The organism is Nocardia sp. NPDC005746, from assembly GCF_040630785.1.
Taxonomy (GTDB): domain Bacteria; phylum Actinomycetota; class Actinomycetes; order Mycobacteriales; family Mycobacteriaceae; genus Nocardia.
Genome location: NZ_JBEXYE010000024.1, coordinates 57,540 through 79,803, shown reverse-complemented (window position 1 = coordinate 79,803; position 22,264 = coordinate 57,540). Strand labels below are relative to the sequence as shown.

General features: G+C 69.6%; 24 protein-coding genes. 10 read left to right on the top strand and 14 right to left on the bottom strand.

The features are described from left to right. Positions 1–13: 13 nt before the first annotated feature. The 7 genes from ABZ412_RS31820 to ABZ412_RS31790 all read right to left on the bottom strand — a co-directional run bounded on the left by ABZ412_RS31820 (position 14) and on the right by ABZ412_RS31790 (position 6,541). On the bottom strand, positions 14–670 hold the full coding sequence (locus ABZ412_RS31820; protein WP_357287671.1) for a 3-oxoacid CoA-transferase subunit B: 657 nt from the start codon (positions 668–670) through the stop codon (positions 14–16). A 1-nt stretch (position 671) separates the two neighbouring features. Beyond that, positions 672–1,436 (bottom strand): CoA transferase subunit A, encoded by a 765-nt coding sequence (locus ABZ412_RS31815; RefSeq protein WP_357287668.1) that lies wholly within the window; start codon positions 1,434–1,436, stop codon positions 672–674. After that, complete coding sequence (locus tag ABZ412_RS31810; protein ID WP_357287666.1) at positions 1,433–2,035, bottom strand: alpha/beta fold hydrolase; 603 nt, start codon at positions 2,033–2,035, stop codon at positions 1,433–1,435. The genes ABZ412_RS31815 and ABZ412_RS31810 overlap by 4 nt, the downstream gene beginning before the upstream one ends. A 24-nt stretch (positions 2,036–2,059) precedes the next feature. After that, positions 2,060–3,400 (bottom strand): MFS transporter, encoded by a 1,341-nt coding sequence (locus tag ABZ412_RS31805; protein ID WP_357287663.1) that lies wholly within the window; start codon positions 3,398–3,400, stop codon positions 2,060–2,062. Between the two features lie 136 nt (positions 3,401–3,536). Continuing rightward, complete coding sequence (locus tag ABZ412_RS31800; RefSeq protein WP_357287660.1) at positions 3,537–4,589, bottom strand: 3-keto-5-aminohexanoate cleavage protein; 1,053 nt, start codon at positions 4,587–4,589, stop codon at positions 3,537–3,539. Between the two features lie 47 nt (positions 4,590–4,636). Further along, the gene (locus ABZ412_RS31795; protein WP_357287658.1) at positions 4,637–5,530 is read right to left on the bottom strand and encodes a TauD/TfdA family dioxygenase; all 894 of its coding nucleotides are present in this window, start codon (positions 5,528–5,530) and stop codon (positions 4,637–4,639) included. 36 nt (positions 5,531–5,566) lie between these two features. Next, entirely contained in the window at positions 5,567–6,541 is a 975-nt protein-coding gene (locus ABZ412_RS31790; protein ID WP_357287656.1) for a quinone oxidoreductase, read from the bottom strand. Between the two features lie 117 nt (positions 6,542–6,658). On the opposite strand from ABZ412_RS31790, the gene ABZ412_RS31785 reads away from it, so the two are divergent. Further along, positions 6,659–7,669, top strand: a complete 1,011-nt coding sequence (locus ABZ412_RS31785) for an AraC family transcriptional regulator (RefSeq protein WP_357287653.1) — start codon at positions 6,659–6,661, stop codon at positions 7,667–7,669. 87 nt (positions 7,670–7,756) lie between these two features. On the opposite strand, the gene ABZ412_RS31780 is transcribed toward ABZ412_RS31785, so the two are convergent. After that, complete coding sequence (locus ABZ412_RS31780; RefSeq protein WP_357287650.1) at positions 7,757–9,160, bottom strand: hypothetical protein; 1,404 nt, start codon at positions 9,158–9,160, stop codon at positions 7,757–7,759. Between the two features lie 212 nt (positions 9,161–9,372). Continuing rightward, complete coding sequence (locus tag ABZ412_RS31775) at positions 9,373–10,839, bottom strand: FAD-dependent monooxygenase (RefSeq protein WP_357287648.1); 1,467 nt, start codon at positions 10,837–10,839, stop codon at positions 9,373–9,375. A gap of 83 nt (positions 10,840–10,922) precedes the next feature. Between ABZ412_RS31775 and ABZ412_RS31770 the strand changes: the two genes are divergently transcribed. Beyond that, entirely contained in the window at positions 10,923–11,528 is a 606-nt protein-coding gene (locus tag ABZ412_RS31770; protein WP_357287645.1) for a TetR/AcrR family transcriptional regulator, read from the top strand. A gap of 8 nt (positions 11,529–11,536) precedes the next feature. Here ABZ412_RS31770 and ABZ412_RS31765 read toward each other — a convergent pair whose 3' ends face one another. Beyond that, positions 11,537–12,502, bottom strand: coding sequence for a quinone oxidoreductase (locus ABZ412_RS31765; RefSeq protein ID WP_357287642.1), 966 nt, complete (start codon positions 12,500–12,502; stop codon positions 11,537–11,539). 108 nt (positions 12,503–12,610) lie between these two features. Here ABZ412_RS31765 and ABZ412_RS31760 point away from each other — a divergent pair, with 108 nt between their 5' ends. Then, positions 12,611–12,961, top strand: coding sequence for a hypothetical protein (locus ABZ412_RS31760; RefSeq protein WP_357287639.1), 351 nt, complete (start codon positions 12,611–12,613; stop codon positions 12,959–12,961). Then, on the top strand, positions 12,958–13,713 hold the full coding sequence (locus tag ABZ412_RS31755) for a GntR family transcriptional regulator (protein ID WP_357287637.1): 756 nt from the start codon (positions 12,958–12,960) through the stop codon (positions 13,711–13,713). The genes ABZ412_RS31760 and ABZ412_RS31755 overlap by 4 nt, the downstream gene beginning before the upstream one ends. A gap of 67 nt (positions 13,714–13,780) precedes the next feature. On the opposite strand, the gene ABZ412_RS31750 is transcribed toward ABZ412_RS31755, so the two are convergent. Further along, the gene (locus tag ABZ412_RS31750) at positions 13,781–14,230 is read right to left on the bottom strand and encodes a PTS glucose transporter subunit IIA (protein ID WP_357287635.1); all 450 of its coding nucleotides are present in this window, start codon (positions 14,228–14,230) and stop codon (positions 13,781–13,783) included. 5 nt (positions 14,231–14,235) lie between these two features. Beyond that, positions 14,236–14,466, bottom strand: coding sequence for a PTS glucose/sucrose transporter subunit IIB (locus ABZ412_RS31745; RefSeq protein ID WP_357199242.1), 231 nt, complete (start codon positions 14,464–14,466; stop codon positions 14,236–14,238). Positions 14,467–14,589: 123 nt separating this feature from the next. Between ABZ412_RS31745 and ABZ412_RS31740 the strand changes: the two genes are divergently transcribed. Genes ABZ412_RS31740 through nagB form a run of 5 tightly spaced genes read left to right on the top strand, consistent with a single transcriptional unit; the run spans position 14,590 to position 19,717 of the window. Further along, positions 14,590–15,879: a PTS transporter subunit EIIC gene (locus ABZ412_RS31740; RefSeq protein ID WP_357287633.1), complete on the top strand. Its 1,290-nt coding sequence runs from the start codon at positions 14,590–14,592 to the stop codon at positions 15,877–15,879. Next, positions 15,876–16,139, top strand: coding sequence for an HPr family phosphocarrier protein (locus ABZ412_RS31735; protein WP_357287631.1), 264 nt, complete (start codon positions 15,876–15,878; stop codon positions 16,137–16,139). The genes ABZ412_RS31740 and ABZ412_RS31735 overlap by 4 nt, the downstream gene beginning before the upstream one ends. Next, complete coding sequence (gene ptsP, locus ABZ412_RS31730) at positions 16,129–17,784, top strand: phosphoenolpyruvate--protein phosphotransferase (protein ID WP_357287629.1); 1,656 nt, start codon at positions 16,129–16,131, stop codon at positions 17,782–17,784. Before ABZ412_RS31735 ends, ptsP begins: the two co-directional genes overlap by 11 nt. Then, positions 17,781–18,947 carry an amidohydrolase family protein gene (locus ABZ412_RS31725; RefSeq protein ID WP_357287627.1) on the top strand — a complete coding sequence of 389 codons (1,167 nt, stop codon included), beginning with the start codon at positions 17,781–17,783 and terminating at the stop codon, positions 18,945–18,947. The genes ptsP and ABZ412_RS31725 overlap by 4 nt, the downstream gene beginning before the upstream one ends. Continuing rightward, the gene (gene nagB, locus ABZ412_RS31720; protein ID WP_357287625.1) at positions 18,935–19,717 is read left to right on the top strand and encodes a glucosamine-6-phosphate deaminase; all 783 of its coding nucleotides are present in this window, start codon (positions 18,935–18,937) and stop codon (positions 19,715–19,717) included. The genes ABZ412_RS31725 and nagB overlap by 13 nt, the downstream gene beginning before the upstream one ends. 3 nt (positions 19,718–19,720) lie before the next feature. On the opposite strand, the gene ABZ412_RS31715 is transcribed toward nagB, so the two are convergent. Beyond that, positions 19,721–20,113 (bottom strand): limonene-1,2-epoxide hydrolase family protein, encoded by a 393-nt coding sequence (locus tag ABZ412_RS31715; protein WP_357083014.1) that lies wholly within the window; start codon positions 20,111–20,113, stop codon positions 19,721–19,723. Positions 20,114–20,285: 172 nt separating this feature from the next. Between ABZ412_RS31715 and ABZ412_RS31710 the strand changes: the two genes are divergently transcribed. Further along, positions 20,286–21,158, top strand: coding sequence for a class I SAM-dependent methyltransferase (locus ABZ412_RS31710; RefSeq protein ID WP_357287623.1), 873 nt, complete (start codon positions 20,286–20,288; stop codon positions 21,156–21,158). Positions 21,159–21,568: 410 nt separating this feature from the next. Here the strand turns inward: ABZ412_RS31710 and ABZ412_RS31705 are convergent, their stop codons facing one another. Beyond that, entirely contained in the window at positions 21,569–22,249 is a 681-nt protein-coding gene (locus ABZ412_RS31705; protein WP_357287621.1) for a methyltransferase domain-containing protein, read from the bottom strand. Between the last annotated feature and the right edge of the window lie 15 nt (positions 22,250–22,264).

Here is a 22,264-nt window from a genome sequence, read left to right as displayed (position 1 = left end):
CTCTCGGGGACGGTCAGGCCAGGGTGGTGAGCGGGGCGGCGGTGGCCACGCGGACATCGGATTCGGTGACGCCGGGGGCGCATTCGCGCAGCACCAGCCCGGTGGCGGTGACATCGATGACGGCGAGATCGGTAATGATCCGGTGCACCACCGCTTCGCCGGTGAGCGGAAGCGTGCAGCGCGGCACGATCTTCGACGCTCCGGTCTTGTCGGTGTGCTCCATGAGCACGATGACCCGGCGGGCGCCGTGTACCAGGTCCATCGCGCCGCCCATGCCTTTCACCAGGTGACCCGGCACCATCCAGTTCGCCAGATCACCGGTGGCCGAGACCTGCATGCCGCCCAGGACGGCGGTGTCGATGTGGCCGCCGCGGATCATGCCGAAGCTGGTCGCGGAGTCGAAGAAGGACGCCCCCGCGACGACTGTCACGGTTTCCTTCCCGGCATTGATCAGGTCGGCGTCGACCGCGGTTTCGTGCGGGTAGGGCCCGGTGCCGAGGATGCCGTTCTCCGAGTGCAGGGTGACGCGCACGCCATCGGGCAGGTGACCGGGGATCAGAGTCGGCAGCCCGATACCCAGGTTGACGTATCCGCCGGGTTGCAGGTCGCGGGCCGCGCGGGCGGCCATGGCGGTACGGGACCAGCCGAGAACCGTGGTGGCAGTGGTCATGTCAGGGCTCCTGGGCGACGGTGCGCTTCTCGATGTGCTTGGTTTGCGGTCCGGTGTGCACGATGCGGTCGACGAATATGCCGGGCAGGTGTATCCGGTCCGGGTCGAGTTCGCCTGCGGGTACCAGGTTTTCGACCTGGGCGATGCAGACGCGACCGGCCGTGGCCGCGAGCGGGTTGAAGTTGCGGGCGGCCTTGTCGAACACGAGGTTGCCGTCGGTGTCGCCAACGAGCGCGTGGACCAGGGCGTAATCGGCGGTGAGGGCTTCCTCGAGCACGTATCGCCGATGGTCCCGCGGACCGCCGAAGGCCCTGACTTCCTTGGCGGGCGACGCCACGGCGACCGATCCGTCCGCGGCGTACCGCCACGGCAGGCCGCCGTCGGAGACCGGGGTGCCCACTCCGGCCGGGGTGAAGAACGCGGGGATTCCGGCCCCGCCGGCGCGCAGTTTCTCGGCCAACGACCCCTGCGGCGTCAGCTCGACCTCGAGTTCGCCGGACAGATATTGGCGAGCGAATTCGCTGTTCTCACCCACATAGGAGGCGATGATCCGGCGGATCCGTTTGTCGGCCAGCAGGATCCCCAGCCCGAATCGGTCCGTGCCGCAGTTGTTGGAAATGATCTCGAGGTCGGTGACCTCGGTCGCGGCCAGTGCCTCGATGAGTGCGTCGGGGATCCCGCACAGCCCGAACCCACCGACCGCCAGGCGTGAGCCGGACGTGATGTCGGAGACCGCTGCCCGGGCGGAGTCGACGATCTTGCTCACCGCGCGGCCCCCGCACCCGGCTTCACGACCGCGGTGGTGTCGATGAGGTCCCGCAGAAGTTCCTCCGCGCGTGGCCAATAGCCGTACCCGGAGGCGGGATTGAGGTGACCCACGTCGCCGAGGTCGACCAGTCGGCTTCCCCACGCCTCAGCCATGCCGGCCACCCGTCGGTAGGACGCGAGCGGGTCGGTGGTGGAGGCGGCCACGATACTGGGGAACGGCAGCCGTCGCCACGGCATCGGATTCCAGCCGGCGGCCTTCAGCTCGTCCGGTGTCGGATAGCCCTGCGGCAGTGGTGTTTCGAAGTCCGGTGGCGTGGCCAGCAGTGCGCCCCGCACGGGACGGGTGGCCTGTTGTGCCCAGTGCACCGTGATCATCGCCCCCGCGCTGTGGGCGACCAGCACCACGGGGCCGTCGATATCGGCGAGCACGGTGTCGAGTGCGGCGACTCTGCCGGCACACGACAGGCTGTCGTGTTCGAGCGGCGGGACCGTGCGAACCTTGTCCAGACGTTCGGCGAGGTGGGTCTGCCAGTGGTCGGGCACATGATCGCGCAGACCGGGCACGATCACCACGGTGTGTTCGGCGGATTCAGTCATGGGGTGCGACAGTTCCTTTCGAGGTCAGAGGGTGGTGGACGCTGGTTCGAGGGCGGCCAGCCGGGCCAGCCCCGCCGGATAGACGCGCTTGCCCAGCATCAGGGCGGCGAGGGCGGCCAGATAGGCGAGCGGTGCGATGCGCAGCGCGGCCGTCAGTCCGAGGTGATCGGCCAGGACACCGACGACGAACGGTCCCAGCGCCAGTCCCAGCAGGCTGTTGGCAAGCGTGAGGGTTCCCAGGGCCGAGGCCCGGACCGAGGGATGGGTGAGGTTGGCGACCATGGCCGCGGTGGGGCCCGAGGAGCCGCCGGAGAAGAATGCGCCGATGCCGATCAGCACCAATTGCAGTGGGCCGGTGCCGATCCCGAATCCGATGCCCAGGCACAGCAGCGAAATGGCGCAGAACACCATGGCGGCGCTCCACTTGCGTGCCAAGTCGCGGCGGCCGACGCGGTCGGTGATCATGCCGCAGATGATCATGCCGGTCCCGATGAGCAGGGAGAACACCGCGGCGACCGCACCCGCCCGGTCCGGGGCCAAACCGTAGGAGCGGTTGATGAAGCTCGGCATCCAGGCCAGCAGGACCGCGGCGGTGAAGATCTGCAGGGCGCTGCCCACATAAGCGCACAGCACCGCCGGATTGGTGAACAGCGTCGACACCGGGGCCCGGTAGCCGATGCCGGGCCGCACCGGGCTCGGTCCCTGTTCGGCGGCGTGCAGGGCCAGCTTCGCCTCCGAGACCACGGCGCGGAACAGCGCGGCCAGGATCAGGCCGGCGATCGCCATGGCCGCGAACGACCACCGCCAGCCCAGATGCACGGCGATAACGCCGCCCAGCCCGACGCCGAGCACCGATCCGAATGAACCGCCGGCCATGAACGCGCCGCTGAGCGCGGCATGCACCCGGGGCGCGAATACGCTGAGCACCACGGCGATACCGACGCTGCCGTACGCGGCCTCGCCGACCCCGACCAGGAAACGCGCGCCCAGCATCTGTCCGTAACCGGTGGCGAGCGCGCACAGCAGGGTCGCCGCGCTCCACAGCACGGCCATGAGCACCAGGCTGCGCACGCGTCCCCAGCGATCGGCCAGGATCGACAGCGGCAGGGTGAGGATGCCGACCATGAGCGCGACGATGCTGGTGAGCGACACCAGCTGGGAATCCGACAGTGCCCATGCGGTTTTGAGGAAGGGGAAGACCGCGCTGAGGACCTGCCGGGACATGTAGTCGGCCAGTAGCAGCCCGAAGGCCAGCGCGAACACCAGCCAGGGATAGCGGCGACGGGCCGGGGACGCGGGGGTGTCCGCCGGAACCGGGACGACGGCGTGGCGGTACGTCCCGGCGGCGGTGGTGTGCAACTCCATTGGTGCTCCTACGAATCCGGTGCACCGAGACGGTGGTGCGGCGCACCGGAGCTGAGAGAAGAACAGGGGCTTCGCGCACTGCGGAGTGCGCCCCGGCTCGGGCGGCGGCGCGATCGTCCGCCCGAGCCCGAATCGGTCAGGCGTGGTGAGTGAATCCGACCTGGCCGGGCCTGCGATTGGGGGCGAATCCGATCTTCGCCAGGGTCTCGTCGGCGTCGCTGTAGCGCTCATCGAGCTTGTAGATCTGACGGGCTTCCTTGCCGGTGGCGACCTCGCGGCCGAGTTCGCCGGCGATGCGGACCAGCTGCTCGACCTGCTGCACCGAGGTCATCTTCTGGCCTCTGCGGCCCCAGAGCGTGTCCTCGTTGCCGCAGCGGGCGTGCAGGCCCATCGCGATGGCCATGGTGTTGACCGGCAGGCAGCTGCGCATGAGCGTCTCGAGGGTCAGCACGGCGCCGTCGGGCACGCGGCGGATGAACTCCGTCATGTTGTAGGGGTTGGGTCCGTCGAAGCCGCCGCCGATCGCGACCCAGGTCAGCATCAGCGGGCCGGTGTAGACGCCGCGGCGGATCAATCGCTCCACCGTCTCCAGCTGCGGGATGCTGGAGAGCTGGAAGTGCGGCTGAATACCCTTGGCCTGCAACCGCTTCAGGTGCTCCTCCACCCAGGCCGGACCGGCCGGGACCACCATCTCCCGATAGGCGTCGTATACCTCGGGGCGCGTGAAGGAGGTACCGGCGATGTCGTCGTCGGTCATCAGTTCGACGATGTTCATCTGGCTGGTGTTGATGGCGATGGTGACCTGATCGGGTGCCGGATCCAGTTCGGCGAGCAGATGGCGGGCATCGTCGGACAGCCACTTCGCGTCCGCGCCTTCGCCTTCCGGCGCGAAGGAGATGGAGCCGCCGACCTGCAGGATCATCTCCGGGACCGCCTCGCGCAGCCGGCCGAGCAGTTCGTTGAATTTCGACAGCCGCTTGGAGCCCTTGCCGTCAAGTTCGCGGACGTGGATGTGGAGCACGGTGGCCCCGGCCTCGTAGCAGTCCACCGCGGCCTGCACGTGCTCGTCCATGGTCAGCGGCAGATCTTCGCGGAAGTCGTCGAGTTCCCATTCCGGGCCGTAGGGCGCAACGGTGATGACCAGTTTCTCCTGGTTCTCCGGGAACAGCGAATCATCGTGGAAATGCATGGAAAAACTCCGATCGGAAATCGAACAAGGTTGGGAGAGAGAAGAATTCAGAAGGGAGCGTCGCCGATGATCCCGGCGCGTTCCATCTTCCGGACCGCCGGCCAGTAGTCCTGGACCGCGTAATGCTGGGTGGAGCGGTTGTCCCAGATGGCGAAGCTGTTCTTCGTCCACCGCCAGCGCACCTGGTATTCGGGAATGGTGGCCTGCCGCATCAGATAGTGCAGCAGCTCCGCCGCGCCGGGCGCGTAGTCGGCGCCGAAGCGCACATGCTCGGCGGTGTGGTAGTTCACCAGGTGGGTGGTGAAGGAGTTGACGAACAGGATCTGCTCACCGGTCTCCGGATGGGTGCGCACCACCGGGTGCTCGGCATCGGGGAACCGCCGCGCGAGTTCGTGACGCCGGTCCATCGGCATGCGTGCGCCGAAGCTGGCCTCGATGCTGTGGCGCGCTCGCAGGCCCTGAATGCGGTCGCGCACCTCCACAGGCAGCCGGCGATAGGCCTCGACCATGTTCACCCAGATGGTGTCCCCGCCCACCGGCGGCGTCTCCACACAGCGCAGAACGGCACCCATCGGCGGGTTCACCCGCCAGGTGGCGTCGCAGTGGTAGGCGTTCTCGTAGTGCTCGGGTGGGCTGTCGAGGTCCTTGTAGATGCGCACCAGTCCCGGATGGTCGGGATCGCTGCCCGCCACGGGGTGATCCTCGAGCGCGCCGAAACGCTGTGCGAGAGCGACATGATCGGCTCGGCTGATGTCCTGATCGCGCACGAACAGCACCTTGTATTCCAGCAGCAGGGCGCGCAGCTGGGCGAACAGCGCATCGTCGTGCGCCGCCCGCGCGAGGTCGACATCGAAGAGTTCGGCGCCGATCGAGCAGGTCAGCGGCTGGACGCCGATCGAACCGCGCGTCGACGAATCCGATAGTGGGGCGAGGGTTGTCATGGGTTCCTCCCAACGGTGGGCCCTGAGGCCGGGTGATCAGACAGTGAGGACCGAGGAGCCGACGCTGCGTCCGGCTTCCAGGTCGCGGTGCGCGCGCGCCGCGTCGGACAGCTCGTAGCGCTGATTGATCTCGATGCGGATGCGTCCGGCCGCGACATGGGCGAAGAGCTCACCGGCCAGTTCGGCCCGCTCGATGGGATCGGCGATGTAATCGGCTAGTGCGGGACGGGTGACGAACAGCGAGCCCTTGACCGCCAGACGCATGGGGTCGATCGGCGGCACCGGGCCGGAGGCGGTGCCGAAGCACACCAGCAGCCCGCGCCGTGCCAGGGAATCCAGTGACGCGTCGAAGGTGGCCTTGCCGATGCTGTCGTACACCACCGGCACGCCCGCGCCACCGGTGAGCTCCCGGACCCGGGCGGCGATGTCCTCGTGGGTGTGCAGCAGCACGTGATCGCAGCCGTTCGCGCGGGCGACCTCGGCCTTCTCCTCGCTCGACACCGTTCCGATCACCGTGAGCCCCAGCAACTTCGCCCACTGCGTGAAGATCGATCCGACTCCGCCCGCGGCCGCGTGCAACAGCACCGTGTCCCCGGCGCGCAGGGGATGGATGCGGCGCAGCAGGTAGGCCGTGGTCAGTCCGCGCATGGTCATCGATGCGGCCACATCGAAGCCGATCTCGTCCGGCAGCGCGATCAGGTGCTCGGCGGGCATCACTCGCTCGGTGCTGTAGGCGCCCAGGGGGCTGCCGGTGTAGGTGACCCGATCGCCGGGCACGAATCCGTCGACGCCGGGGCCGACGGCCTCGATCACACCGGCGCCCTCGACACCCATGCCCGCCGGCAGGGCCGCCGGGTACAAACCGCTGCGAAAGTAGGTGTCCGCGAAGTTCAGTCCCACCGCCTCGTGGCGGATGCGCACCTCGCCGGGCCCGGGCGTTCCCACCTCGACCTCTTCCCAGCGCAACACCTCCGGGCCGCCGGTCTCGTAGAAGCGAACAGCTTGTGCCACAACAAATCTCCTCTTCACGGTCGCTGTGATGGAACCCACAGTAGGGCGGACGAAGGCATGATGCTTATCCTGTCGGGACAGAATTCTGATCACCTCGGGACATCATCGGGAGGTGCGTTGAGGCCGCTGGCCCGCTACGCAGCGCTGCACAGTTACGTCGAACTGGGTCGGTCGCTGGGCCTGGACTCGATCGCGTCGATGCGCGCGGCCGGCCTGGATCCGGCGAGCTTGAGCCTGCAGGACCGCTGGGTGCCCGCCGCCGCCATCGCCGATCTGCTCGAACGCTCCGCGTTCGCCAGCGGGCACGAGGATTTCGGTCTGCGCCTGGCCGAGCGCCGTCGTTTCGCCAATCTCGGTCCACTGAGCCTGGTGATCCGCGACGAACCCGATGTCCGCGGCGCGCTGCGGGTCCTTTCGCGCCACGAGAACATGTACAACGAGGCCCTGCACACCCGGCTGACCGAGCACAACGCCATCGCCACGATCCGCCTCGCCCTCGATCTGGGCGGGCCCGGCGGCACCCGGCAGGCCATCGAACTGGCCGTGGGCGTCCTACACGGACTGTTGCGCGGTTTCCTCGGAACCGATTGGCAGCCACTGGAAGTCCGTTTCAGCCACCCCGCGCCCCGCGATCGCCGCACGCACTACCGAGTGCTCGGCTCGAACATCGTGTTCGATGCCGATTTCAACGGGATCCTCACCTACGCGACCGATCTCGACTCGCCGAACGCCATGTCCGATCCGCAGCTACGGACGTACGCTCAGCAGCTGCTCGACTCGACCCCGGACACCCACACCACGACCACCCTCGACCGCGTCAGGGAACTCATCGAACTGCTGCTGCCCACCGGCCGCTGCTCTGTCGATCAGATCGCGCGCAGCCTCGGCGTCGACCGCCGCACGATCCATCGCCATCTCGCCGCAGAAGGACACACCTTCACCACCCTGCTCGACGACATCCGCGCCGAACTCGCCCGGCACCTGGTCGCCAACCGCCGCCACACGCTCACCGAGATCGCCGAACTGCTCGCCTTCTCCACCCCCGGCAACTTCACCCGCTGGTTCCGCAACCGCCACGGCCGCACCCCGACCCAATGGCGTGCCGCCGCGGGAATATCCACCGAGTGATCCGATGCGGTGCCACCTGGGCGCTGGTCATCGGCGCCGCGTCCGGCCTGAAATTCGTCCGGCGCCCTGATCTGGCACCGGCCGGGCTCAGGGGCAGGGACGCAGCGGGAAGCAGGCCGCGGGGATGGTCGTGTGCGGCAATGTCGGATCGGTCGAGTGTCCCGAGGTGGGCGCATCGACCACCGTCGAATGTGACGGCTGCGGTTGCTTGTTCGGCGATTTCGTCGGAGTGTCCCGGCCCACGCAGGCGACGGCGATCAGCAGGATGATCAACGCCAGCAGCAGCCCGCCGAGGATCGGCAGGTCGCGACGGCGCTTGCGGCCGTCCCCGCTCGGCTGCGGCTCGTTCCAGAGGGGGAACCGGTCGCGCTCCTGCTGAGCGGTCGGCACCGACCACTGCGGGGGACCGGACTGGGCGGGCTCGGGCCGGGTTCGGGGGCCCGCGCCGATGCCCGGCCGGGGCTGCGGCGGCGCCGGCGGCTGCCCGGCCGGTGGCGGTCCCGGCGGCGGTCCGGCCTGGGCCGCGCCCGGAACGGGCGTCGGGGGCGGCGGGGTGCGGCCGGGTCCCTGCGGGGGTTCGGAGGTGCCCGCCAGTGCGCGGTAGGCCCGCTCGGCGGCGGTGGCGGAGGTCGCGCCCGCGATGGCGGCGCCGACACCGGGACCGCGCCCGGCGGCCGATTCCTGCTGCGCCACAGGGCGATCGCCCGGCCGGGGCGTGCCCGAGGCGCCGCTACGCGATTCGGCGCTGCCGTGCCCGGTCGCGCCCGGCTCTCGCCTGGACAGCGGGGGTCTGCTCTCCTCGGGGGTCGAAGCGGCCGGCGGCACCGAGGGAACCATCACCTCGGTGGGCCGGTTCGCGAACGGCAGCGGTGCGTCGCGCGCGGAGTCCGGCACGGGGAAGCCCTCCGACACCAGGTCCGAATACGTTGCGGCGGCGGCGAACCCGAGCGCGCCCAGCGCCTGCCCGACCTGCGCGGCGTCCCACGACGCGGGCGCGCCCTCGGCGAGGGAGGTGAAATAGGCGCGCAGGGAAGACGGCCCATCACCGATGAGTACGTCTATACCCGTTGGCAGATCGCCTTTTTCCAGCTTGACCCGGCTGCCCAGCTGCGGAACCAGCAGCACCAGCCCGCTGACCGGCACCGCCTCCCGGCCGGGGGCCGAACGCAATTGCTCGGCCAGGTCCATGGTCTGGCGGTGCACCCCGTCGAGCGGATCGCCGTCGCCGTCGATCGGCGCGGGCTCCCCGTCCACGGTCCACGGCTCGTCCTGCGCGCACGACAGCGTCCCGGTGACCCGCTCGGTGAATCCGTGCACACCGACCACCACACAGGTCTGCGGCGTCCACACCACCACGTCGGCGTCCTGGCACTGCACCACGGCGATACCGGGCACGGCGTGTGGCCCGCTCCAGGATTTGAGCCAGTTCACCACGGTGCGCTCGGTGCTCGACAGCCGCGACGGGTCGTCGTTACGGACCTTCACCAACATCCAGACCACCTCTGACCGATGCGCCTCTACCTGCCGGCCGCCCGAACCCTCGCCGCGACCACCTTACGGGGTCGCGACTCCCTCGCGTGGCCGAAAATGTTCGGTCCGGGCGAATCGTCTTGCGCGGCAGCATGATCATTCTGCACGGTTCACGCGGCTCCCGGGTTCCCAGGGGTTGCACAGCTCGGGGCCGGGAACCCGGGACGCGTGAGCTACCGCGCGGTAACGGTGGCGACGGCGCCGAGATAGCCGTCGGGGCGGACGATCATCCAGGTGCCGTCGGCGGCGCCGTAGGCGCGGCGCGCGTGCCCCTCGGCATCGCTGAATTCGCCCTCGACCAGCGCGGTTTCGGTTCCGACCAGGCGTACGGTCCGCAGATCGGTCACCGGGGAGCGGGCCGGATCGCCGGTCGTGTCCCGCCCGAACACCAGCAGGGTGGCGTGCGGACCGCGGAACAAGTCGAACAATCGGACGGTCTTGCCGTTCGCGTCGATCAGCGGCGCGTCCGGTGCGCGGTCCCCTGGACGCGCTGCGGGCGAATTGTCCTGAGCGTCCCGATAACTGATGTCGAGCTGATGGGTGCCCTCGCGATCCATGGCGTCCGGATCGCCCTTCACGGTCTTGTCGAGCAGCTCGGAACTCAGGCCCAGCACCCGTACGGCCACCGCCCGCCGCTCGGTCTCGTAGCTGTCGAGCAGGGCGTCGGTCGCGGCCCCCGGATCACGCAGCGCGGCGGCGAGTTTCCAGCCCAGGTTGTAGGCGTCCTGAACGCCGGTATTGAGCCCCTGCCCGCCGGTCGGCGGATGCACGTGCGCCGCGTCCCCGGCCAGGAACACCCGCCCGGACCGATAGCGCTGCGCCAGACGGACATTCGGCCGCCACACCGTCGACCAGCTCAGGTCGCTGAGCACGATGTCGTCGCGGCGCGACCGGCGCGTCACATGCTCCTGCAACACCTCCAGGCCGGTTCCGGAGTCGGCGTCGAGTCCGGTCGCGAACTGGAATTTCCGCCCGCCGGGCAAGGGCATCAACGCGATTCCGTCCATCGGGGAGTCGGAATCGGCGAACCAGTAGCCCACCGAATGATCGAGCGTGTCCGCGCACACATCCCCGAGCAGCAGGCGAATCGACTCGTCGGTGACGCCCTCGAACGCGATCCCGAGCGCCTTGCGCACGGTGCTGCGCCCGCCGTCCGCGCCCACCAGGTACCCGGCCCGCACCTGCTCGGTCACGCCGTCGTGCTCCAGCGTCACCGTCACCCCGTCCGCGTCGGCACTGAAATCGGCCAGCGCCGTGCCGGATTCGACTCGCACCCCGAACTCCGCCAGCCGCTCGCGCAGCACCCGCTCGGTGTCGGCCTGGGCGAGCACCCACGGATTCGGGTGTGGCACATCGGCGCTGGGCTCGCGCCAGGCGCTCATCCGCCGCTCCATCACGAACTCCCCGTCCAGGTGAACCAGCAGCGGGGCCTGCGGCGCGCCCTGGGCGAGCACCGCGTCGAGTACGCCGAGATCGTCGAAGACCTCGAGGGTGCGCGGCTGCAGTCCGTCCCCGCGCGATCCGGCGAAGAACTCCGCGGCGCGGTCCACGATGCGCACCGCGACTCCGCGACGCGCCAGATCGATGGCGAGGGTGAGTCCGGTCGGCCCGGCTCCCGCAATGATGACCTGCGGATTCATGGCAACTCCAATACTGAATACAAATTCACTGAACGTGAATTCAGTATTCTGGGTGGTAACTTCCGCTGTCAAGGAGGTGGATCGTGGCAGCACGCCGCAGTGAGAGGTCGGCCGAGACCGAGCAGGCGCTCAAAGCCGCCGCCCGGCGGCTGTTCGCCGAGCGCGGCTATCTGAACACGAAGATCACCGACATCACCGCCGCGGCCGATCGCGCCGCGGGCTCGTTCTACAACCACTTCGCGAGCAAGGAAGAACTGCTCCAGGCGCTGTTGAAGGACCTGGCCGACGAGAGCGACATCTCCGCCGCCGATCCCGCGCACATCCCCGACTTCACCGATCCGGCCTCGGTGCGCTACCACATCGCGAGCTACTGGGCCTTCGCCCGCAAGAACTGGCCGGTGCTGCGCGCCGTCCAGCAGGCCGCCCTGGTCAACGACGACTTCGCCCGCATCGCAACACGTTTCGCGACCGAACAGCGCGACGAGGTGGCCGACCATCTCGACGGCTTCGGCCCGTCGGGCCCGCGCCTACCCGGCTCCGACGACGCGAGCCTGTCCATGATGTTCGCCTCGGCGACGGGCCTGCTGCAGGCGGTCGAGGAGGGCGGCCTGGCGCTCACCGACGAGCAGGCCGTGGACGCCCTCACCCGATTCGTCTACCGCGGCCTCACCGGCCGCGATCTGGACTGACGAAAACCTCAGGGCACCAGCACGATCGAGCCCGTGGTCCGGCGACCCTCCAGGTCCCGGTGCGCCTGCTCGGCGTCGGCGAGCGGATAGCTGCCGCCCACCCGCACCCGCAGCGTCCCCTCGGCGATGGCGTTCATGATGTCGCCTGCCCGCCACAGCAATTCGGCCCGATCACGGGTGTAGTGCACCAGTGTCGGCCGGGTCACGAACAGTGAGCCCAGCGGGTTGAGCCGCTGCAGATCGAACGGCGGCACCGGCCCGCTCGCCCCGCCGAACAGCGCCACCATGCCCCGGATCCGCGTCGCGGCCAGGCTGGATTCGAAGGTGGACGCGCCGACCCCGTCGTAGGCCGCGGCCACGCCCTCCCCGCCGGTGAGTTCGCGGGCGCGCGCGGCGACGTCGCCGTCGTAGCGCAACACTTCGGCGGCCCCGGCCTCGCGCGACAGCTTCTCCTTGTCGTCGGTCGACACCGTGGTGATCACCCGCACCCCGCGCGCGCTCAGCAGCTGGGTCAGGATCAATCCGACCCCGCCCGCGCCCGCGTGCACGAGCACCGTCTCGCCCGGCTCGGGCCGGTAGATCGACTCGATCAGGTAGTGCGCGGTCATGCCCTGCAACAGCGCCGACGCCGCCACCGGCGCGTCCACCCCGTCGGGCACCGGAATCGCCACGGCCGCAGGCACGACCACCCGTTCGGCGTAACTGCCCGGCGCGGCCGCCCACGCCACCCGGTCCCCGACGCGGAAGTCGGTGACGCCGTCCCCGATCGCCTCCACCACGCCGCTGCCCTCGGCACCCGGGATGTAGGGCACCGGCTGCGGGTAGCGGCCGGTCCGAATGTAGGTGTCGATGAAGTTGATTCCGATGGCCTGCGTCCGCACCAGCAGCTGCCCCGGACCCGCCTGCGGGTCGGGCACCTCCACCAGCCGCAGGACCTCGGGACCGCCGTGCTCGGAAACCTGGATGGCGCGCATGCCGACCAGTCTGACACCGGCGCGGAATCGGCGTGTGCGGCGGCACGCCGAGTGTGAGATGCACGGCGGTCCATGGACGCTGATTTACCGGTGGGTAAACTGCGACACATGAGCGCTACCGCCGCCCCGGCACCCGAGAAGCTGTCGCCGTCCGTCGTGGATTCCGTCAAGGGATTCGTCGCCGAGCACGGCGGTTCGGCGACCGCGGTGCTGCAGCCCATCGGCCGCATCGGCGTCCGTGTCACCCTCGTCGGCGCCGACGGCGTGCTGGGCGACCGGGTCGTCGGCTCGCTGGAGTCCGCCAAGTCCCTCGTCGAGACCATCGACGGCCTGACCGAGGCCGACGAATGGGACCGCGAGCTGATCTCCAAGGTGACCCCCGCGAAGGGGCACTGGGCCAGGATGGCGGGCTGGGTCGCGCGTCAGAAGCGATTCCCCAAGGCGCGCAACGAGAAATGACCGCGCCCGCAGCCGGCGGGGGCGGAAAGGACCGGAACGAGGTGCCGGGTCGGGTGACCAAACAGGCGCAGTTGCGGTCGGCCCTCACCACCCTGTGCGCCACCCTGCGTCCCGGTGAGATGCTGCCCAGCGAACGCCAGCTCTGCGACGACTACCGCGTCAGCCGCATGACCGTGCGCGAGGTGCTGGGCCAGCTCGAATCCGAGGGCGTCATCACCCGCGTCCCCGGCAAGGGCACCTTCGTGGCCGAACGGGTAGCCCGCTCACGGCTGCACATGGCGTCGTTCACCGACGACATGCGCCGCCTGGGCCGCACCCCCGGCACCGTGGTGCTGCACACCGATTACGCGGTGCCGCCCGCCGCCTCGGCGAGCGCGCTGGGGCTGGCGGCGAACACCAAGGCGTATCACCTGGTCCGGCTGCGGCTGGCCGACGGCCTGCCCATGTCGATCGACGACGGCTGGTACCGCGTCGATCTGCTGCCGGATCTGCTGGACCACGAACTGACGCAGTCGCTGTACGCGCTGCTGTCGCGGGAGTACGACTGCCCGATCGACCGGGCCGAGCAGAGCGTGCGCGCGGTGGCCGCCGACGAACGGCACGCGGGCTGGCTGGGCACCGAAACCGGTTCCCCGCTCCTGGCTTTCGACCGCATCTCGTACTCGCGTGATCGGGCCGTCGAGCACGCGCAGTCCTGGTACCGGGCCGACCGCTACCAGGTGTACATGACCGTCTCGGCCGAGGACGCCTAGCGACCCGACGCCTGGAAACGACTGAGCCGCTGTCCCATCGGGGACAGCGGCTCTTGGCGTCGCGGGATCAGATGGTGAAAAGGACCGCGCCCGTGGCGATCTCACCGGCGACGACCCCGCGGGCCGAACCGGGTGTGCTGTCCATGACCACCACCGGCACCGCGGCGCTCAGACCCAGGCGGCGAACCGCGTTGGGGGAGAAGGTGATCAGTGGATCGCCGACTTCGACCCGATCGCCCTCGGCGGCCTTGACCTCGAACAGATCCGGCTTGCCGACGGTATCGATGCCGACGTGCAGCAGCACGCCGGTGCCGTCGGCGGTCACGATGACCGCCGCGTGCGGATGCAGCTTCACGATCGATCCGGCGACCGGGGCGACGACGGTGGTCGCGGTATCGGTGTCGGGGGGTTCGATGGCCGCGCCCGCGCCCACCATCTCCGCGGAGAAGACCGGATCGGGAACCTCGGACAGGGGCATGGAGCGGCCGTCGAGCGGCGCGAGAATCTCGGTGCTCATGGCCGTCAGATCATGTCGTTGATGTCTTCGGCGAGCGCGTCGGCGGTGGGTCCGACGACGACCTGCACCGCGTCGCCCATCTTCACCACGCCGTGCGCGCCGGCGGCCTTGAGCGCCTTGTCGTCGACCTTGCCCGCGTCCTTGACCTCCACGCGCAAGCGGGTGATACAGCCCTCCACCTCGACGATATTGTCGGCGCCACCCAGGCCCGCGACGATTTGATCCACTTTCGACATATTTCCTCCGTGCGTGTCGAGTAGACAAAGCTGGTTATAACCAGTATATGTCTGGTTATAACCAGTGACGCTAGCTGATCGTAGGCAGTGCGCGTGACACCATTCACAAACTGAGGACCCGCCATGGCCGACGCCGCCGCCGAGAGCTCTCGTAAGAAGCTCGATTTATCCGGACTGCAGAAGCTCGGCCGTAGCTTGATGCTGCCGATTGCCACGCTACCCGCCGCAGGCCTGTTGTTGAGGCTGGGGCAGGACGACATGCTCGGCCGATTCTCGCCCCTCCACTCGGTCGCCGCGGTGCTCGCGGGCGCGGGCGGGACCCTGATCGACAACCTTCCACTGCTGTTCGCGGTGGGTATCGCCATCGGCTGGGCGAAGAAGTCCGACGGGTCCACAGCGCTGGCCGCGGTGGTCGGATACCTTGCCTTCACCGGCGTCCTCAAAGCCATGTCACCGGTAGTGCTGGATGGTAGCTGCGGTCCGGTGCTGGGCTGGTTGTTCCGTGCGGCGCACTGGGATTGCCCCGTCGTGGCCGACATGGCCACCGCCAAGGCCTCGCAACTGGTGAACTTCGGCGTTCTCGGAGGCATCGTCATGGGTTTGACCGCGGCCTCGCTGTGGTCCCGCTTCCACCGCACCCAGCTGCCCGACTACCTCGGCTTCTTCTCCGGCCGCCGCCTGGTGCCCATCCTCACCGCGTGCGCCGCGGTCGTCATCGGCGTGCTCATGTCGTTCATCTACCCCGCCTTCAATGCCGCGCTCACCTGGCTGGGCACCACCGTCGCCGACCACTCGGTCGCCGGTGGCGGCGTGTTCGGCTTCGCCAACCGCATGCTGCTGCCGCTGGGCCTGCACCACATCATCAACTCGGTGGTGTGGTTCGTGATCGGCGACTACAACGGCGCCCACGGCGACATCCCGCGCTTCCTGGCCGGCGACCCGTCCGCGGGCACCTTCATGACCGGCTTCTTCCCGATCATGATGTTCGGCCTGCCCGCCGCGGCCATCGCCATCTGGCGGCATGCGCGCCCGGAGCACCGCAAGATGATCGGCGGCATCATGCTGTCCACCGGTCTGACCGCGTTCCTCACCGGAATCACCGAGCCACTGGAGTTCTCGTTCATCTTCGTGGCGTGGCCGCTGCTGCTGATCCACGCCCTCTTCACCGGATCCTCGCTGGCGCTGACCAACGCGCTGGGCATCCACGACGGCTTCACCTTCTCGGCCGGCGCCATCGACTACCTGCTGAACTTCGGCAAGGCCACGCACCCGCTGCTGCTGATCCCGATCGGACTCGGGTACGCGGCGCTGTACTACCTCACCTTCAGCTTCATCATCAAGCGCTGGAACCTGCCGACACCCGGCCGGGAACCGGACGAGTCCGAAATCGAGAAGGAGAACATCGCAGCATGATCACCCGAACCGCCGTCATCGCCTCGAAGACCGGACTGCATGCTCGGCCCGCTGCCCTGTTCGCCAAGGCCGCCGGGGAGGCCGGTGTGCCCGTGAAGATCTCGAAGGAGGGCAAGGAACCCGTCGCCGCCAACTCATTGCTGCAGATCATGACCCTCGGCGCCGAACAGGGCGACACCGTCACCCTGCACGCCGAGGACGGGGCCGAGGCGGCCCTCGATAAGCTGGTCGTGATGCTGGAGACAGATCTTGACGCGTGAGGTGCGCGGCGTCGCCGCCGCCCCCGGGATCGCGATCGGATCGGTGAAGTGGCTGGCCGCCGCGCCCGTCACCGGTCCGGACGACGCACCCGGGAGCGACGTCGAAGCCGAGATCGCGCGCGCGGAAACCGCTTTCGAGACCGTCGCGGGCCGGTACTCCGCGCAGGCGCTCGAGGCCGCCGGGCCGGCGGCCGACATCCTGTTCATGACCTCCGCGCTGGCCGCCGACCCGGCCCTGCTGGACCAGGTGCGCGCCGAGATCCGGGGCGGGACGCCGACCGCGCACTCCGTCACCCGGGCGGTCGCGCACTTCGGGGAACAGCTCACCGCGCTCGGCGGGATGATGGCCGAACGGGCCTCGGACCTGCGTGACGTGGGGCAGCGGGTGGTCGCGGAACTGCTGGGCGTGGATCCGCCAGGAATCCCCGACAGCGCAACGCCTTTCATTCTCGCCGCCCAGGATCTCGCGCCCGCGGACACCGCGACGCTCGATCCCGAGCGGGTGATCGGCCTGCTCACCGTGGCGGGCGGGCCCACCTCGCACACCGCGATTCTGGCCAAGGCCCTGGGCATTCCGGCCGTGGTGGCCGCGCCGGAGGCGGCCGGGATCGCCGAGGGCACGGAGATCGTGCTGGACGGGACCTCCGGTGTCGTGGAGCTCGAACCGAACGCGGCCCGTCGCCGGGAAGTCGCGGCTTTTCGGGCGCGTCAGGCGGACGCGCCGACCGGCCCGGGGCGCACGTCCGACGGCCACGCGGTGCCCCTGCTCGCCAATGTCGGCTCCGCCGCCGATGCGCGGCTCGCCGTCGAACTGGGGGCCGAGGGCGTCGGCCTGTTCCGGACCGAATTCCTGTTCCTGGACCGGAAGTCCGCGCCGACCGTGGCCGAGCAGACCGAGCGATACGCGGAGATCTTCCGGGTCCTGGGCGACCGGCCGGTCATTGTCCGCACCCTCGACGCGGGCTCGGACAAGCCGCTGCCGTACCTCGACCTGCCGGCCGAGGAGAACCCGGCGCTGGGTGTGCGCGGACTGCGATTGAGCAGCGTCGATGAGGGGACGCTGCTCGGCCAGCTGACCGCGATCGACGCCGCGGTCAAGGCGACCGGGACCCCGGTCAAGGTCATGGCGCCCATGGTCGCCACCGTGGAGGAGGCGGCCTACTTCGCCGCCCGCGCCCGCGAGGCCGGGCTCGAGACGCCCGGCATCATGATCGAGATCCCCGCCGCCGCACTGCGTTCCGAGCAGCTCGGGGCGGAGGTGGAGTTCTTCTCCCTCGGGACCAACGACCTGTCGCAGTACCTGTTCGGCGCGGACCGGATGTCCTCGGCGGTGGCGGCGCTGCACGATCCGTGGCAGCCCGCGCTGGCCGCGACCATCGCCCTGGCGGTGTCCGGGGCCGCGAAGCAGGGCGTGAAGGTCGGGGTCTGCGGGGAGTCCGCGTCCAATCCCGACTTCGCCTGTGTGCTGGTGGGTCTCGGGGTGGAGACGCTGTCCATGGCGCCCCGCTCCCTCGCCGGGGTGCGCGCCCGGCTCGCCTCGGTGACCCGGGCCCAGTGTGAAGCCGCCGCGGCGGCGGTGGTGTCGGCCCGCACCGCCGCGGACGCCTTATCGGCTGCGCGAGCCGCCCTGGGGGCGGATACGTGAGGACCACCCTGCGGGGCCGGGTCGTCACACTCACCGAGGTGGGCGAGCTCGCCGACGGGGTGGTGTCGTTCGACGGCCCGTTTCTCGACTATGTCGGTCCGGCAGCGGAATTCGACTCTCAGCTGCCGGAGACGAACGAGGAGTCGCCGATCATCCTGCCGGGGTTGATCGACGTGCACTGCCACGGTGGTGGTGGATTCGGCTTCCCCGAGACCGATGCCGAGGGTGTGGCCGCCGCCGCCCGCTATCACCGTGGGTGCGGCACCACCACCCTGGTCGCCTCGCTGGTGTCGGCCACCGAAGCCGAACTGCGCGACCGCATCGATGTGCTCGGCACCGCCGTGGACGCGGGCCTGCTGGCCGGTATCCACCTGGAGGGCCCGTTCATCAGCCAGCACCGGCGCGGGGCCCACGATCCGGACCGGATCCTGCCCGGTGATCCGGCTTTGCTGGAGCGGCTGCTGGACTACGCGGGCGGGCGCATCCTGTCGGTGACCGTGGCCCCGGAAACCGCCAACTTCGACCAGGTCGCCAGCGTGCTCGCCGACGCGAATGTGATTCTCTCCCTGGGACACACCGTCGCCGACTACGCGCGGTCGGTGCACGCGCTGCGACGCGGGCGGCGGGTGTCGATCACCCACCTGTTCAATGCCATGCCCGAGCTGGCGCACCGCGACGCCAACTTCCTCACCGCCGCCATGGCCGCCGCCGGGCGTGGGGACGTGGTGGCCGAGGTGATCGGCGACGGCGTGCATCTGGCCGACGGGGTCGTGCGCATGGTCTTCGACACCATCGGCCCCGACAATCTGGCCCTCATCACCGATGCGATGGCCGCCGCGGGTCAGCCCGACGGCCGCTACCAGCTGGGCAGTCTGGATGTCGTCGTGAAGGACGGCGTCTCCCGCATCTACGACCCGAACGGCGAGGGACCCATCGCCGGTGGCACCGCCACCGCGTCGGATGTCCTGCGCCGCACCGTCTTCCAGGCCGGTGTCGACCTGACCGCGGCCGTGACCGCCGCCTGCGCCACCCCCGCCCGGCTGCTCGGCCTGGCCGGGGACCTCGGCGCGCTGTCGGTGGGGATGCGCGCCGACCTGCTGGTCACCGACCACTTCCTGGATCCCGTGAGCGTGTACAAGAACGGAGCGATATGGAACTCGTGATCACCGACAACGCCGCCGAGGCCGGTGTCCTGGCCGGCCGCATCATGGCCGACCACGTCCGCCGCGGAGCCCGCGCCATCGGTCTGGCCACGGGGTCCTCGCCTTTGGGCGCGTATCGGGAGCTGATCCGGCAGCACCGGGAGGAAGGGCTGAGTTTCGCCGGGGTGCAGGCGTTCCTGCTCGACGAGTACATCGGCCTGCCGCCGGGGCACCCCCAGTCCTACCGCCAGTTCATCCGCGACGAATTCACCGCCCACGTCGACTTCGCGGACGCCGACGTGCACAGCCCCGACGGCAATGCCGCCGACATCCCCGCCGCCGCGGCCGATTACGAGCGCGCCATCGCCGCGAACGGCCCGATCTCGGTGCAGATCCTGGGCATCGGCGCCAACGGCCACCTGGGCTTCAACGAGCCCGGCTCCTCGCTGCGCTCGCGTACCCGCGTGAAGACCCTGACGCCGAAGACCCGCGAGGACAATGCCCGCTTCTTCGACGACGACCTCGCGCAGGTGCCCACCCACGTGCTCACCCAGGGCCTCGGAACCATCAGCGACGCAGGCCATCTGCTGATGATCGCCACCGGCGACGGCAAGGCCGAGGCGGTCGCGACCGCCGTGGAGGGCCCGGTCTCGGCGTTCTGCCCCGCCTCGATCCTGCAGATGCACCCGCACGTCACGGTCATTGTCGACCCGGCCGCCGCGGCGAACCTGAAGGCCGTCGACTACTACCGTTTCGCGGTCGCGAACAAGCCTTCCTGGCAGAGTTTCTGACCGCTACGCGCCCGCCTGCATGGCCGCGAACGGGGCCATGTCGAAGTAGTCCCGCCACGCCGCGATCTTCCCGTCGCGCACCTCGAACACGCCGGTGACCGGCAGTTCGACCTTGTTGTCGCCGAGGCTGAATCGATCCGTGCGCTCGTTGAGCACGATGTTCCCGGTGACGGCCTGATGGTGGATCGAGAACTCGATCCCGCCGAACGCGCCGATGAACCCGCGCAGGAACTCCAGGATTGCGGCCTTGCCGACGAACGGGTCCATCGGAATGTTGTGATAAACGGCGTCCTCGGTGAAGAACTCGGCGATGGATTCCGGTGTGCCGGTGAGCCATTCGGCGCACAACGCGTTGACGACCTCGGCGGGGGACTGGCTGGCGTGTTCGATGCTCACTGCTGCGGGAGACCTTTCCTACGACGGACCTGACCTACAGCAGCCAAACTCCCGCCCCACCCCGGCACTGTCAACCCTCTTCTCGCCATGAGACTCGACCCCACGCCTGTCTCACCGACCCGCCCCGGCCTGCCGCTGCACGAAATCCCTCCTCACCGCCAATAATGATCCAGTGACCGAGCGCGCAGCGAGCCGCACCGCCATCCTGGTCTGCCAGGGCCGGGCCGTCGCCGACGGCCGACTGGGTATCGGCCGATTCTCCGACCCCATCGCCACCGAACTCCTGACCGACGACGAACGCGCCCTCGTCACCCTCGTCCGAGCCGGCGCGGTCCCGGCGTCCTTCGGCCCCCGCATGGAATACGAACTCCTCTCCGCCACGGCCGAAGTCATGGCGGTCCGCACCATCGCCATCGACGACGCCGTGCTGGCCGCCGCCAATCCCCAACTCGTCATCCTCGGTGCGGGCTTGGACGCCCGCGCCTGGCGGATGCCCGACCTGCGCGGCACCCCCGTCTACGAAGTCGACCACCCGTCCTCCCAGGCGGAGAAACGTGCCCGCCTCGGCGACCACGAATCCATGGCCGACATCCACTTCGTCGCGGTCGACTTCGCCAAGGACTCCCTCCCCGCCGCCCTGGCCGCCGCCGGCCACAACGACTCCGTCCCCACCACCTGGATCTGGGAAGGCGTCGTCCCCTACCTGACCCCGGCCCAGGTCGCCGCGACGGTAGCCGCGATCGCGCAGCGCAGCGCCCCCGCCAGCCGCCTGATCGTCACCTACCCCACCCCCAACCGCGCCTACAAGTACGGCCGCAAGGCCATGCAGCTCATCCTCACCCTCTCCGGCCGCCCCAACCCCATGGCCCACGAACCCCAACGCTCCACCTGGACCCCCCAAGCACTGTCAGCCCTCCTCGCGACCCACGGCTTCACCGTCACCACCGACCGAGACCTCGAATCCCTGGCCGTGGAAACGAAAGTTGAGGGCAAACACCGCTCCCTCCGAGCCGACGGCCACATCCTCACCGCCGACCGCACCTGACGGGCGCGTGCCTACCCGGCCTTCCGACGACGCGGTGCGCGGATTCGATAAAGGGGAGGACTATTTCGAGGAAGTCGATGGGGGCGGAGGAGAAGGGGAGGTGGCCGGTGGGGAGGGTGCGGAGTTCGGAGTCTGGGGCGGGTGGGGGTCAGCGTCAACGTCCTGGTCGCGGAACTGGGCGTTTAGAAGGGCACGTTCTTCCATCACTTCGGCTCCCGCGCCAACTACCTGCTGGCTTTGCGCCGCCACCATCGCAGAACCCGACTTCGAAGCCCCCTCCTGGCCGCACCCCGCCCAGGCCGCCCGCCTCTGGATCGGCATGGTCGCCGAAGCCGCCCTCCTCGAACTCCACGCCGACCGCCGCCAACCCGATGTCCGAGCGGCTCTCACCCGCTTCCTGCGCTGACAGTTCAGCGTCGAGAATCGGGGGTCGCGGCAGCCTCGGATGCGTAATGGGAGGTCACCGCCTCCTGGCCCGTGTAGTTCGGCCCCGCGGACGGGTCCGCGCCCAGGTAGTGGAAGTCCCAGCGGGGCGTGCCGTGGCCGGTCCGGGTCAGACGGTGGGTTCGTGCGGAGTAGCTGAAACCGTTGTGGCGCAGGGCTGTCGAGAGTCGGCGGCCCAGCGGGGATCCGGTGGCATCGCGAATCGCGCCGGCGTCGAAATTGATCGCGAGGTGGCCGTCGGCTGCGAGCCACGACGACATGCGGGTCAGCGCGTCGAGTTTGTCGCCGACGTAGTGGATGGCGTGAACGCTGGTGATCAGGTCGATCGGGGCGTCGGGCTCCCAGGACAGGACCGAACCGGTGACCAGGTCGACGCCGGGGCGAGGTGTTCCGCCGAAGTAGCCGACCAGGTCCAATCCGGTGATCCGGGTGTGCCCGGACAGGGCCTCGGCCGCCTCGAAAAGCGCCAGGGCGCTGCCGCATCCGACATCCAGCCACCGCTGCGGGCCCGGCCGTGCGCTCAGCCAGGCGACGGGGTCGAAGCCGAGTTCGCGGCGGTAGGCGGGGAGGCGGCGGTCGCGGTTCATGGCGGAGTTCGCCACTACCGCGGTCCGTTCCAGGTGGGCGTCATCGAGCAGGTCGGGCACCTCACCCATCTTGCC

Excerpts from the sequence above, each read along its gene's own strand:
- ABZ412_RS31820 (WP_357287671.1), bottom strand. The coding sequence starts at position 670 with ATGACCACTGCCACCACGGTTCTCGGCTGGTCCCGTACCGCCATGGCC.
- ABZ412_RS31810 (WP_357287666.1), bottom strand. The coding sequence starts at position 2,035 with ATGACTGAATCCGCCGAACACACCGTGGTGATCGTGCCCGGTCTGCGC.
- ABZ412_RS31805 (WP_357287663.1), bottom strand. The coding sequence starts at position 3,400 with ATGGAGTTGCACACCACCGCCGCCGGGACGTACCGCCACGCCGTCGTC.
- ABZ412_RS31800 (WP_357287660.1), bottom strand. The coding sequence starts at position 4,589 with ATGCATTTCCACGATGATTCGCTGTTCCCGGAGAACCAGGAGAAACTG.
- ABZ412_RS31795 (WP_357287658.1), bottom strand. The coding sequence starts at position 5,530 with ATGACAACCCTCGCCCCACTATCGGATTCGTCGACGCGCGGTTCGATC.
- ABZ412_RS31780 (WP_357287650.1), bottom strand. The coding sequence starts at position 9,160 with ATGTTGGTGAAGGTCCGTAACGACGACCCGTCGCGGCTGTCGAGCACC.
- ABZ412_RS31775 (WP_357287648.1), bottom strand. The coding sequence starts at position 10,839 with ATGAATCCGCAGGTCATCATTGCGGGAGCCGGGCCGACCGGACTCACC.
- ABZ412_RS31765 (WP_357287642.1), bottom strand. The coding sequence starts at position 12,502 with ATGCGCGCCATCCAGGTTTCCGAGCACGGCGGTCCCGAGGTCCTGCGG.
- ABZ412_RS31760 (WP_357287639.1), top strand. The coding sequence starts at position 12,611 with ATGAGCGCTACCGCCGCCCCGGCACCCGAGAAGCTGTCGCCGTCCGTC.
- ABZ412_RS31755 (WP_357287637.1), top strand. The coding sequence starts at position 12,958 with ATGACCGCGCCCGCAGCCGGCGGGGGCGGAAAGGACCGGAACGAGGTG.
- ABZ412_RS31750 (WP_357287635.1), bottom strand. The coding sequence starts at position 14,230 with ATGAGCACCGAGATTCTCGCGCCGCTCGACGGCCGCTCCATGCCCCTG.
- ABZ412_RS31745 (WP_357199242.1), bottom strand. The coding sequence starts at position 14,466 with ATGTCGAAAGTGGATCAAATCGTCGCGGGCCTGGGTGGCGCCGACAAT.
- ABZ412_RS31740 (WP_357287633.1), top strand. The coding sequence starts at position 14,590 with ATGGCCGACGCCGCCGCCGAGAGCTCTCGTAAGAAGCTCGATTTATCC.
- ABZ412_RS31735 (WP_357287631.1), top strand. The coding sequence starts at position 15,876 with ATGATCACCCGAACCGCCGTCATCGCCTCGAAGACCGGACTGCATGCT.
- nagB (WP_357287625.1), top strand. The coding sequence starts at position 18,935 with ATGGAACTCGTGATCACCGACAACGCCGCCGAGGCCGGTGTCCTGGCC.